Origin of the sequence: Solimonas terrae (genome assembly GCF_011067135.1) — a bacterium.
Lineage (GTDB): Bacteria > Pseudomonadota > Gammaproteobacteria > Nevskiales > Nevskiaceae > Solimonas > Solimonas terrae.
Window position 1 is genome coordinate 563,799 of sequence record NZ_JAAMOW010000001.1, and the last position, 12,104, is coordinate 575,902.

The following is a 12,104-nucleotide window of genomic DNA, read 5'->3' on the forward strand; positions in this document are numbered from 1 at the left end:
TCCGTGAACGTACCGGCCCGCAACACGCGGATCGTCGACCGTTACCTGCTCGGCCTGCTGGTCCAGCCGCTGACGGTGTCGATTGGCGTCGTGCTGGTCGCACTGTTGCTGGAACGACTGCTGCGCCTGTTCAATCTGGTCGCAGCCAGTGGCTCGGCGCTCGATGCGGTGCTGTTGATGATCGCCAACCTGGTGCCCTATTACCTGGGCCTGGCGCTGCCGGCGGCTTTCTTCGCCAGCATTTTCATGGTCGTCGCCAAGCTCGGCGACGACAACGAACTCGACGCGCTGCTGGCGGCCGGCCGGTCGATCGTGCAGCTCGCGCTGCCGTTCGTGATGGTGGCCGTTGCACTGGCGGTGTTCGCGTTCTATCTCTACGGCTACCTGCAGCCGCACAGCCGCTACCGCTACCGCGCGGTCTTTTACGAAGCCCTGCACGAAGGCTGGAACGCGCGCGCCGAGGAGAACGTGTTTGCCGACGCCGGCCGCGGCTTCACGCTGACGGCCGACAAGGTCGACGCCAGCGGCCGGCAGATGAGCGGTGTCTTCATCCGCCGCCACACCACCGCTTACGACGAAATCATCACGTCCGAAACCGGCACCCTGCTGCCGACCGACGATGGCCGACACCTGCGGCTCGAACTCGGCATCGGCCGCATGGTCCGCGAACAGCGCGGCGGCGATGTGGACGACACGCACTTTGCACACGCCGTCGTCAACGAGGATTTCAATCCGCAGGCGCCACCGTTCCGCGCGCGCGGCGACAGCGAGCGCGAACTGACCTTGCCCGAACTCTGGTCGGCCATGCACGAAGCCAGTCCGGTGGTCTCGCATGCCGAACTTGCCGGCGAATTCCATGGTCGCCTGGCGCGCTCCGCGGCACTGCCGTTCCTGCCCTTGCTGGCCTTCGCGCTCGGCATGGCCGCCAAGCGCGGCCAGCGTGCGCCCAGCGTCGCGCTGGCCTGCCTGATGCTGCTGGCGCTGCACCACGGCGTGCAGTTCGGCGAAAGCCTGGCGCAGACCGGTCATGTGTCGGCGATCGTCGCGGTCTGGACGCCGGTCGTGGTGTTCGCGATCGTCAGCTGCTGGCTGTTCGGGGCCAGCCTGAAAAGCCCGGGCGACAATCCCCTGACGCGTGCGGTCGCCAGCGTCGAGCGCGCGCTGGAAGGCACCTCGCCGCTGCGGCGCAAGCCGCGGAGCGCGACGTGAAAGGCCCGCTGGCGTCCTATCTTCGGCGCATGCTTCTGGGCCAGACGGTCGGCCTACTGCTGGCGCTGGCGGCGCTGATGCAGGTACTGGATCTGCTCGACGCCACCACCGACATTCTCAAACGCCATCTCGGTCTGCGCGGTGTCCTGCACTACGCCGCCTTGCGCACACCGGCCGAACTGATGCTGGCCATGCCGCTCGCGGCCCTGCTCGGTGCACTGTTCACGTTCTACACACTGGCCAGGCGGCGCGAGCTGGTGGCGATCCGCGCCACCGGCGTCAATCTGCGCATGGTCCTGATCGCCATGCTGCCGGTGCCGCTGCTGTTCGCAAGCGCTCAGTTCTGGGTCGCCGACCAGTTGGTGCCGACAACCGAAACCGCGCTCGCCGCATGGTGGAATTCGACGACGCCCCCACCCGGCGACGACGACGCGCAGAGCTCCGGCAACACCCTTTGGGCGCACACCGGCGACGGCCTCGCCGCCTTCGACCGGATCAGCGCCGACGGCCGGCACATCGGCGGCCTGCATCTGTATCGACGCGGTGCGGACGGCCAGTTTGCAGTACGGCTGGAGGCTAGGCAGGCCGACTGGGACGGTAGCCGATGGCAGCTGGCGGGCGCTGATCGTCTGGAGCTGCGCGACGACAGCGTCGCGCGCACGCCACCGGACAGCGACATCTGGCAAACCAATCTGCGTCCGGACGATCTGCTGCGCATCGACTCGCCGCAGCCGCAGCTGTCGAGCACGGTGCTGATCGGCGTACTGGCCGGCGCCCGCGTCGGCGCGCGACCGGCCAGCTACTACCACACGGCGCTTTATCGCCGCTTCAGTGCACCGCTCGCCTCGCTGGTCATGCTGCTGCTCGCGCTGCCGGCGACCCGCGCCGCTGGCCGCAGTGGCGAGGGCGGCGGCCTGCTGCTGCTTTCCCTGGGCCTCGGGCTGCTGTTCGTGCTCGTCGACGGACTGCTGGCGGCGCTCGGCGATGGCGGCCGCGTGCCACCGCTGCTGGCCAGTGCCGGCGCGCCACTGGCCTTCGCCGCACTAGGCCTGACGATCCTGCACCGTTACGATTCGACCTGACCAAGAACCAGAACCGGCCGCAGCCGGAAGACCCTCACATGACTTCCTCCGTCGAAATGGTGCCCGTGCGCAGCGCAGCCGAGATGCGGCGCTTCATTCGCGTGCAGGCGCGTCTGCACGCACACGACCCCCTGTTCATCGCACCGCTCGAACTCGAGCGCAGCGAGGCCTTCTCCGCGAAGAAAAATCCGTTTTTCGCGCATGCCGACGTGCAGTTCTGGATTGCACAGCGCGATGGCGTCGATGTCGGCCGCATCAGCGCGCAAATCGATCACCTGTCGCCGATGCTGCGCGACGAGGGTGCGGGTCACTTCGGCCTGATCGAGGCGGAAGACGATCCGGCCATCTTTGCCGCCCTGTTCGAAACCGCAGAGGCCTGGCTGCGCGAGCGCGGCTGCCGGCGTGCGCTGGGCCCGTTCAATCTGTCGATCAACGAGGAAACCGGCCTGCTGGTGCGCGGCTTCGACACACCGCCGATGCTGATGATGGGTCACGATCAGCCGCATGTCGGCACCCGCATCGAGGCCCAGGGTTACGAGGGCGTCAAGGATCTGCTCGCCTACATCCTGGAAACCGCGCACGCGCCGCCAGCTGGCTTGCAGCGCATGCTGGCGCAGCCGCCGAAGAACCTGCGCGTGCGGCCCCTCGACAAGAAGCGCTACCGCGAGGACATCGGCACCATCACCGCGATCTTCAACGACGCCTGGTCGCAGAACTGGGGTTTTGTTCCGTATACGGAGGCGGAGGTCGAACACCTGGCACAGGCCCTCAAGCCGCTGCTCGATCCGCAACTGGTGCCGATCGCCGAGCTCGATGGTGAAGCGGTTGCCTTCGGCGTGCTGCTGCCCAATCTGAACGAAGCGATCCGCGACTTCGGCGGCAAGCTGCTGCCATTCAACTGGGCCAGGCTGCTGTGGCGCCTGAAAGTTCGTGGTGTCGGCACCGGCCGCGTGCCGCTGATGGGAGTGCGCCGCAGCCTCGGCGCCGATTTCACGGCGCGCGCCGTCCCCTTCTTCGTGATCGACGCGATGCGTCAGCGCTGTCTGCAGCTCGGCATCCGTCAGGTCGAGCTGTCGTGGATATTGGAAAACAATGCGCCGATGCGCCGCTTGCTGGAAATGATCGGCAGCCGCGACTACAAGACTTATCGCGTCTACGGCAAGGCCCTGTGAAGACAGCCGCCGGGCTGACGGCGCTGGTGCTCGCCGGTTCGCGTGGCCCGCACGAAGCACTCGCCGTCTACGCAGGCGTCAGTCACAAGGCCCTGATCGAGATCGGTGGCCGGACGATGGTCGAGCGCGTGGTCGAGGCGCTGGCCGGGCTGCCGGAGATTGCACGAATCGTCGTCATGATCGAGGAACCGGCGCTGCTCGATGGGCTCGCCGGTCTGCGTCGGCTTGGCACGCGCGTGCGGACGCTGCGCGCGGCTGGCAGCCCGAGCCTCAGCGTCAATGCGGCGCTCGAACAGCTCGGCACGCCGCTGCTGGTGACAACCGCAGATCACGCCCTGCTCGAAACCGCCTGGGTGCGACATTTTCTCGAGCACTGCCCGGCCGATCGCGACGTCTGCGTCGCGCTCGCGCGGCGCCAGGAGGTGGTGGCTGCGGTACCCGACACCCAGCGTACCTGGCTGCGCTTCGCAGACGGACAGTTTTCGGGCTGCAATCTGTTCTACCTCGCGACGCCGGCCGCCGGCCGCGTCGTCCGGTTCTGGCGCCAGCTGGAGAACGACCGCAAACAGCCGCTGAAGATGCTGCGCCGTGTCGGCTACGGCAGCGCGCTGCGTTACGTGCTGGGTCGACTGTCGCTGGTCAGTGCCCTGGACCGCATCGGGGAGCGCTGCGACGCGCGCGCGGCCATGGTCGAACTGCCGTTCGGTCGCGCAGCGGTCGATGTCGACAAGCCGTCCGACCTCGACCTCGTGCGCCGGCTGGTCGAACCGGGCGCGTGAAAATCAGGAACGGCCGCGACTGCGCAACACGATGTCCCAGAGCGGCGAGCTGACACCGTAGCGACGGTCCGGCTCGACGAAGTGGTGCTGCATGTGGTTGCGCTTGAGCCATGCGAACCATGGCATGCGCCAGCTCGCGTGATGCAGCGCGTAGTGCATGAGGTCGTAGGCGACGTAGCCGCTCATGAATCCGGCCACGAACGATTGCAGGCCACTCGCCGGCAGGACCAGATAGAACAGGCCGTAGAACATCATCGTGATCGGCAGGCTCGCCGACGGCGGCATCACCAGCCGATAGGCGTCGTTCGGATAATCGTGATGTACGCCATGAATGATGAAATGCAGGCGCTGGCTCCACTGTGCGCGCGGTTCGTAGTGAAAGGCCCAGCGGTGCAGCACGTATTCGGTAGGCGTCCACGTCAGCATGCCGCCGACGAACCAGAGCGCCATCGACCCCGGTGCGACATGCTCGATCGCTGCCGCATGAATCAGCAACAACACGACCAGCGGCGAGTACACCAGCGGCGGCACCCACCAGTAGACCTTGGACAGCGCCTCCATCCAGCCGAGCCGGAACATGCGTACCGACTCGCGCGAATTCGAGACGAAGCGCTTGCGTGGGACGGCGCCGGTCGACAGCACCGCTTGCATGCCGATCTCAGCCACTGGCAAACACCGCCCGCGACTTGGACGCAGGCGTCAGCCAGCGCGCCGCCCAGGACCCGGTCATCTCGCGATTGCGCTCGACATCCGGCAGGAAATCCATCTCCCCCCACTCGAGTCCTTCGATCGACACCGTACGGACGTCGCAACCCTCGTTGACGAGGCGGTTGATGGTCGACAGGTACCAGAGCTTGAGCCCCTCGCCGCTGCGCATCATGCCTTCCAGATCGGCAATGAAACGCTCGGCGCCGGCGGCATCGAAACGCAGAAAGCCGATCGATTCGCCGTCCACCGTCGACATCGGCAGCGACTTGCCGATCGCACGCAGGCGCAAGCCATCGGTCTCGACCTTCATGTCGTCGCTGTCATAGTGCGACTTGCGATCGATCGTGACCGTCACCGGCGCAGCCGGCGCGGCCAGCAGACGTTCGGCGATTTCCGGTTCGATCAGGGTGTCGCCGTTGAGGATGAGGCCGCCGCCACGCAGTTCCTCGCGAACCAGCCAGCAGGTCGCAAGATTGTCGCTGACGTTGTAGAACGGGTTGAAGACCGTACGCACGCGCATGCCGGCCGGGGCATGCAGCGCCAGCATCGCGTCCACCTGTTCGGCGGCAAAGCCGGTGACGATCACGGCCTCGCCGACACCGGCGCGGGCCAGCGCCAGCAGCTGCCATTCGAGCAGGCTGCGTCCGGACAATTCAATCAGGCACTTGGGACGACTTTCGGTCAGTGGCAGCAGGCGACTGCCCTGCCCCGCGCTGAGAATCAGCACCTTCATCGCGGACGGCTTGTCCGTCCCGCGCCCGGGAATTCCATCATCCATAGCATCCGCACCTGATTGATCACATGCGGCGCTGCCCCCCGGCTGCGCCGACCTATGTGACGCCTATGTTACGGCGCTGGCGACGAAGCTGCACGGATCATGCCGTTTCAGGCGCCGCGGTCTCGCACCACGCGGAGTTCGGGACGCCGGACCCGGTCGCCGGTGCCGGGCAATGGCCGGAGCTGCTCCAGCGCACGCACGCACTGGTCGAGCATCTGGCTGATCAGGGTCTGGTTGCGGATCATCTCGATTCTGGGCCAGGTCGCGCGTTCGCCTTCGAGCATGAAGCGCTTGATCGATTCCATCGATGGATTGGCGGTGACGTTCGCGTACCGCCACAGGCTGACGTCCGGCAGGATGTTGATGTTGCCGCGGTAATCCTGGTCGAGGATCGACGAGGCAGCGTCCAGGGTGCGCCGCACGCCGCTGACCGGCAGGTTCTGGCGCGCCAGATCGAGAATGCTCTTGCTCTGGCCGCGCACGGTCGAATAGAGGTAATCGCGTGCGGCATTGCGCAGGCCACGATCGCCCGGTTCGCGTTTGCCGGACACGAACGGCAACACGTGCGGATTGGTCTGGCTGACGATGAAGTGGTTGACGTTGTGCAGGCGGCGCATGCGCAGGATCGGCAGATCCGATTTCAGCGAGCCGTCATTCCAGCGCAGCAAGGGCATGTATGGCACGCGTTCGTCATGCTCGTCCTGGGTCATCAGCATGACCGGCGGAAACAGCAGCGGTACCGCGCAGGACGCCAGCACCGCCTCGCGGATGTACAGGTACGGGAAGGTCAGGTGATTGAGCAACCGCGGCTGCTGATTGGTGCCGGCCGGCGAGACGGTGATATTGGTGACGCGCCCGGAAAGATTCTGCGCCTGCTCGAAGGTCAGATCGCGGACGTTGGCGGCGATCGCCTTGCGCAACTGGTCCTGGTCCATCAACGCGCGGCGCCGGATCACGTCGCGCATGGGCAGCATGCGCCAGAAATGGTAGTACGCGGATTCCGGATCGAGCAGGTCCTCGACCTCGTGCGCGGCGCGTGTGCCGACGGTTGCGCAGACGACCGAGCCGGCGCTCGATCCGGACATCACCAGCGGCACGAGGCTTTCGCGGAACAACGCCTTGACAACGCCGACATGAAACAGGCCAAGCGTCGCGCCGCCGGACAGCATCAGCGCCGATCGTCCGTAGCTGAGCTCGATCTCCTTGAAGAATTTCAGCTTGGCGGCATGCGGCAGCTCGGCCAGTTCGGTTTCGCAGATCCACTGCAGCGCAGAGGCCACTTCACGCGTGTACTCGGCGACCAGCTGCTTGGTGCCGACACGGGCATGCGCATAAAGGCGCGGGTTGCCGATATTGCCGAGGTTCCAGTGCAGACCCTGCCGCAGATGGTGGATCAGCTTGAGGATGTCGTGCTGGTCCCGATACTGGCGGATCTGCCGCAGACGTGAGCGGATCAGGCGCCAGTCGTAATCATCCGATGCCTCGTCCGCCTGCCATTCGTCCCAGCCTTCGCGCCGGTCGAGTTCGTTCGCCGCATCGCGCCACTGCGAATAGCTCGTGGACGCTTCGACCTCGCGATGCAGTTGACGGCTTCTCGGATCCAAAACCAGCTCCGGTCGAAAATTGAATGATCGTTATGGTGGGGGCAAGCGCCCCGGCGTCGCAAGCACGCCGGCACCGTCCTTCGCCGGATTGCCGCCGCCGGTCCGCAAAGCCGGCCGATTACACTCGCTACATTCCGCTTCGCCTGAGAGATCGCCCGATCATGAGTTCTTCCGTCGCGCCCGTCCTGCAGGGCCTCAACCGCATCATTCTCGGCAAGGACGAGCAGCTCAAGCTGGTGCTCGCCTGTCTGCTGGCCCGCGGCCACCTGCTGATCGAGGACATTCCAGGCATGGGCAAGACCACGCTCGCGCTGGCTCTGGCGCGGGTGCTCGGCCTGCACTTCCAGCGCGTGCAATTCACCAGCGACCTGTTGCCGGCCGACATTCTCGGCGTGTCCGTGTTTGAGACCGCGACCAGCAGCTTTCGTTTCGTCCCCGGCGCGATTTTTTCGCAGCTGGTGCTTGCCGACGAGATCAATCGCGCCAGCCCGAAGACGCAGTCGGCGCTGCTGGAAGCGATGGAGGAGCGTCAGGTCACCGCCGAAGGGGAAACCCGGCCGCTGCCGCAGCCGTTCTTCGTCATCGCCACCCAGAATCCGGCCTATCAACTCGGCACCTTTCCGCTGCCCGAGTCGCAGCTCGACCGCTTTCTGATGCGCATCTCGCTCGGCTATCCATCGCCGGATGCGGAACGCCAGCTGCTGCTCGAACGCGAACGCCGCGATCTGCTCGCCGAAATCGAACCGGCACTGGCGCCCGCGCAGCTGATCGAACTGCAGCAACGGGTACGCGAGGTGCGCGCCGCGCCGGCGCTGATCGACTACATCCTGGCGCTGGTGCAACGCACGCGCGAACTGCCCGGCCTGCGGCAGGGACTGTCGCCGCGCGCCGGACTCGGCCTGCGCCGCGCCGCGCAGGCCTGGGCCTTCATCGAAGGCCGCAGCGGCGTGATTCCGGAAGACGTGCAGGCCGTGTTCGCGGCCGTCGTCAACCACCGGCTGATCACGGCTGCCGAACGCGAAGGTGCGGCGACCAGCGCCGCGGAAATTCTCGCGCAGGTCGCGATTCCCTGAGCCGCCGGCCATGCGCCTCTGGCTGATTGCCAAGATGCTGCTGCATCCGCTGCGCTGGGCGCAGGATCGCATCGATGCCTGGGTGATGGCGCGCGTCAAGCGTCAGCCCGGACCGATCGCGATTCCGCGTGGCCGCGTCTACATCGTGCCGACGCGCTTCGGTTACGTGTTCGCCTTCATGCTGCTGGTGATGCTGCTCGGCGCGATGAACTACAGCAACAGCATGGCCTTCCTGCTGAGCTTCCTGCTGGCCGGGATCGGCCTGTTGTGCATGCACCACACGCACGCCAATCTGGCGAATCTGCAACTGCGGGCCGGTGTCATCTCGCCGGTCTTCGCCGGCGACACCGCCCACGTCGAAATCCGCATCGACAATCCGTCCGCACAGCAGCGCCTGTCGATCGGCCTGTCGTGGCCGAGACAGGACGTCAGCATGACGGCGATGGCCGACATCGCCGCGCTGCAGGGCGAGACCCGCAGCCTGCCGTTGCCGGCCGCCCGCCGTGGCTGGCTGCGCGCCGGGGTATTCAGCGTGTCCACCGAATATCCGCTCGGTCTTTTCCATGCCTGGACCTGGGCAGAACTCGACATCGCGACCCTGGTGTTTCCGCGACCGGCGACACCGGGACGGGTGCCGCCGGGCAGCGCCGGTCAGGGCAGCCTGGAAGCGAGCAACCGCGTCGGCCAGGACGAATTCAGCGGCCTGCGCAGCTATCAGCGCGGCGACACCGCACGCGCAATCCACTGGAAGAGCCTGCCGAAATCGCCGCAGCCGATGGTCAAGCAGTTCCAGGAAACGCTCGATCAGGATCTCTGGCTGGAATGGAACACGCTCGCCCACCTCGATCATGAGGCGCGCCTGTCGCAACTGACGCGCTGGGTGCTCGACGCCGACACCCTGCATCGCCGCTACGGACTGCGCCTGCCGGGCACGGTGATCGCACCCGGCCAGGGTGAAGCGCATCGCTTCCAGTGTCTGAAGGCGCTGGCGCTGTTCGACGCATGAGCATGAGCGAACGCGGCCTCAACGATTACCTGCCGGTCGCCACGCTGCTGCGCATGCTGGCCGTGCTGTTGCTGATCCTCGCGCCGCATGCATCGCACCTGCCGGTCTGGGAATCGGCGCTGATCGTGGCGCTCTTGTCCTGGCGTGGCATGGCCGCGCGCCGCCAGTGGCGCATGCCGCCGCGCATCCTGCGAGCGGCGCTGGTGTTCGCCGCCCTCGGCGGCGTCTACGCCAGCTTCGGCCACGTCTCCGGGCAGACCGCCGGCACCGCGCTGCTGTGCCTGATGGCGGCGCTCAAGCTCGTCGAACTGCGCGAGCGCCGCGACGTGATGGTGATGGTGTTCCTGATGTATTTCCTGCTGATCACGCACTTCTTCTATTCGCAGGAAATCTGGACCGCGATCTACCTGCTGGCGAGCTGTGTCGCGATCACCGCACTGTTGATCGAATGTCAGCACCTCGGTGCGCTGAGCCCGCGCCAGACCCTGCGCAAGGCCGGCGTGATGGTCGCGCAGGCATTGCCGCTGATGCTGATGATGTTCATCCTGTTTCCGCGCATTCCCGGACCGCTCTGGGGCCTGCCCTCCGATGCCGGCGCTGCGGCGCGCAGCGGCCTGTCGGATTCGATGTCGCCGGGTGACATCGCGGCGCTGATCCAGTCCGATGCCGTGGCCTTTCGCGTGCGCTTCGAGGGGGCGGCGCCGCCACCCGACCAACGTTACTGGCGCGGCCCCGTATTCGACCATTTCGACGGCCGCACCTGGAAGCACGGCTGGACGCCGCCGCGCGCGTTGAGCGCCGACGCGGTTCGCTACGAAGGCGCGGCCGTCCGCTACGAGCTGACGCTGGAGCCGACGCGCATGCCCTGGCTGCTGGCACTCGACCTGCCGCAGGCCCGGGATCTGCCGCCGGACAGCCAGCTCGATGACGACGGCGAACTGCTGGCGCGCCATCCGGTGAACGAACGCGTTCGCTACACCTTGACCTCGTATCCGCACTACCTGCTCGAACCCGAGCTCGATGTCCGCGAACGTGAACGCCTCACCAGCCTGCCGAAGGGCCGCGATCCACGCGCCGTGGCCCTGGCCCGCGGCTGGAAGGCGCAAGGCCTGTCCGACCCGGCGATCGTGGCCACCGCGCTGCAGATGATCCGCCGGCAGAATTTCGTCTACACGCTGCGCCCGCCGGCCCTCGGCACCGACAGCATCGACGAATTCCTGTTCGATACGCGCCGCGGCTTCTGCGAGCACTACAGCAGCAGCTTCACCTTCCTGATGCGAGCCGCGGGAATCCCGGCGCGCGTGGTGACCGGCTACCTGGGCGGCGAGCTGAACGAACTCGGCGGCTACTACATCGTCAGCCAGTCCGACGCCCATGCCTGGAGCGAGGTCTGGTACGGCGGCAGCTGGCATCGCGTCGATCCGACTGCGGCCGTCGCGCCGGAGCGCGTCGAGCGCGGTCTCGATGCGGCGATCGGCAGCGGCGAAGGTCTGCCTGCGTATCTGGCGCGGCGCACCGCCTGGCGCGATGCCGTCAAGCTGCGCTGGGACTGGCTCAATGCCCGCTGGAACGGCCTGGTGCTCGGCTACGGCCCGGAACTGCAGCAGCGCTTTCTCGAACGCTTCGGCCTCGACGATCTGCGTTCGATGATTCTGGCCTTGACGGTGTTGCTGACCACCAGCATGAGCATCGTCGGGCTGCTGCTGTTGCGCCGTGCCGCGCCGGCTCGCAGCGCGGACCGGGCGCTGCGCGAGTGGCAGCGTCTGCAGCATCGGCTGGCGGCGCGCGGCTACGTCCAGCGCGGCGACGAAGGTCCGCGCGACTTCGTTGCGCGCGTGCTGGGCGAGCGCCCGGACTGGCGCGCACCGCTGCAGACCGCCGCCGATCTGTACCTGCAGACCCGTTACCTGCAGGCGCCGGACGCGGGCCTGCTGACAGCCTTGCAGCAGGCGGTGCGCGCGGCCCGCCTGCCAGCCTGAGCGGCGCGGCCCTGGAGCCGGTCTCGGCGTTCGGCGATAATATCGGCGCCCGCGCAACGGACGCGGCCAACAGCCAGAAAACCTTCGCGTAACGAAGGTCGGGGAGTCAGGGAAACATGAAGGACCACACCGAAATCGGCGCCGCCGTGCCGCGTCGCCGCAGCCGCCTGCTGCGTGCCATCGGCTACGGCGTGCTGCGCGTCTTCGGCTGGCGCATCGACGTCTGCATGCCGAACGAACCGAAACTGGTCGTGATCGCCGCACCGCACACGTCGAACTGGGATTTCGTGTTCGGCATGGCGACCATCCTGGCGCTCGATCTGGACCTGCACTGGTTCGCCAAGCACAGCTTGTTCAGTGGCATCTGGGGGCGCCCCCTGCGCGCGATCGGCGGCATCCCGATCGACCGCAGCGCCCCGGGTGGCGTCGTGCGCCAGACGGCGCAGGCGTTCGAGAACAAGAACCAGCTGATCATCGGCCTTGCTCCGGAAGGCACACGGGCGCGCGTCGCGCAATGGAAGCGGGGCTTTTATCACCTCGCGATGAGCGCGCAGGTTCCGGTGCTGATCGCCTGGATCGACTACCGCACGAAGACCGTCGGTGCCGATCTCGTGTTCCGCCCGACCGGCGACTGGGACGCCGACATGCAGCCGGTGTTCGCCCGCTACCGCCGCGTCGGCGCCAGAAAGCCGGAAAACTTCGCGACCGGATGAA

The 12,104-nt window shown here is 66.9% G+C and carries 11 protein-coding genes; 8 read left to right on the top strand and 3 right to left on the bottom strand.

The window, feature by feature from the left end; genetic code table 11:
- Nucleotides 1–3: 3 nt before the first annotated feature.
- The 4 genes from G7Y85_RS02575 to G7Y85_RS02590 are packed head-to-tail and all read left to right on the top strand — an operon-like array spanning nucleotide 4 to nucleotide 4,242.
- Nucleotides 4–1,209 carry an LptF/LptG family permease gene (locus tag G7Y85_RS02575; RefSeq protein ID WP_166251223.1) on the top strand — a complete coding sequence of 402 codons (1,206 nt, stop codon included), beginning with the start codon at nucleotides 4–6 and terminating at the stop codon, nucleotides 1,207–1,209.
- A complete protein-coding gene (locus G7Y85_RS02580; protein WP_166251226.1) occupies nucleotides 1,206–2,291 on the top strand; it encodes an LptF/LptG family permease in 1,086 nt (361 codons plus the stop codon). Before G7Y85_RS02575 ends, G7Y85_RS02580 begins: the two co-directional genes overlap by 4 nt.
- 38 nt (nucleotides 2,292–2,329) lie before the next feature.
- Nucleotides 2,330–3,463 carry a GNAT family N-acetyltransferase gene (locus tag G7Y85_RS02585; RefSeq protein WP_166251229.1) on the top strand — a complete coding sequence of 378 codons (1,134 nt, stop codon included), beginning with the start codon at nucleotides 2,330–2,332 and terminating at the stop codon, nucleotides 3,461–3,463.
- Complete coding sequence (locus tag G7Y85_RS02590) at nucleotides 3,460–4,242, top strand: nucleotidyltransferase family protein (RefSeq protein WP_174839732.1); 783 nt, start codon at nucleotides 3,460–3,462, stop codon at nucleotides 4,240–4,242. The genes G7Y85_RS02585 and G7Y85_RS02590 overlap by 4 nt, the downstream gene beginning before the upstream one ends.
- Nucleotides 4,243–4,245: 3 nt before the next feature.
- On the opposite strand, the gene G7Y85_RS02595 is transcribed toward G7Y85_RS02590, so the two are convergent.
- From G7Y85_RS02595 to G7Y85_RS02605, 3 genes are all read right to left on the bottom strand, one after another.
- On the bottom strand, nucleotides 4,246–4,893 hold the full coding sequence (locus G7Y85_RS02595; RefSeq protein WP_166251232.1) for a sterol desaturase family protein: 648 nt from the start codon (nucleotides 4,891–4,893) through the stop codon (nucleotides 4,246–4,248).
- Nucleotides 4,894–4,900: 7 nt separating this feature from the next.
- Nucleotides 4,901–5,683 carry a phosphocholine cytidylyltransferase family protein gene (locus G7Y85_RS02600; protein ID WP_166251235.1) on the bottom strand — a complete coding sequence of 261 codons (783 nt, stop codon included), beginning with the start codon at nucleotides 5,681–5,683 and terminating at the stop codon, nucleotides 4,901–4,903.
- A gap of 152 nt (nucleotides 5,684–5,835) precedes the next feature.
- Complete coding sequence (locus G7Y85_RS02605) at nucleotides 5,836–7,332, bottom strand: DUF3336 domain-containing protein (RefSeq protein ID WP_241695920.1); 1,497 nt, start codon at nucleotides 7,330–7,332, stop codon at nucleotides 5,836–5,838.
- Nucleotides 7,333–7,493: 161 nt separating this feature from the next.
- Between G7Y85_RS02605 and G7Y85_RS02610 the strand changes: the two genes are divergently transcribed.
- The 4 genes from G7Y85_RS02610 to G7Y85_RS02625 all read left to right on the top strand — a co-directional run bounded on the left by G7Y85_RS02610 (nucleotide 7,494) and on the right by G7Y85_RS02625 (nucleotide 12,103).
- The gene (locus G7Y85_RS02610; RefSeq protein WP_166251238.1) at nucleotides 7,494–8,405 is read left to right on the top strand and encodes an AAA family ATPase; all 912 of its coding nucleotides are present in this window, start codon (nucleotides 7,494–7,496) and stop codon (nucleotides 8,403–8,405) included.
- 10 nt (nucleotides 8,406–8,415) lie between these two features.
- Nucleotides 8,416–9,411 (top strand): DUF58 domain-containing protein, encoded by a 996-nt coding sequence (locus G7Y85_RS02615; RefSeq protein WP_166251241.1) that lies wholly within the window; start codon nucleotides 8,416–8,418, stop codon nucleotides 9,409–9,411.
- Complete coding sequence (locus tag G7Y85_RS02620) at nucleotides 9,408–11,390, top strand: transglutaminase TgpA family protein (protein ID WP_241695921.1); 1,983 nt, start codon at nucleotides 9,408–9,410, stop codon at nucleotides 11,388–11,390. Before G7Y85_RS02615 ends, G7Y85_RS02620 begins: the two co-directional genes overlap by 4 nt.
- Before the next feature lie 116 nt (nucleotides 11,391–11,506).
- Complete coding sequence (locus tag G7Y85_RS02625; protein WP_166251244.1) at nucleotides 11,507–12,103, top strand: 1-acyl-sn-glycerol-3-phosphate acyltransferase; 597 nt, start codon at nucleotides 11,507–11,509, stop codon at nucleotides 12,101–12,103.
- Nucleotide 12,104: the final 1 nt, after the last annotated feature.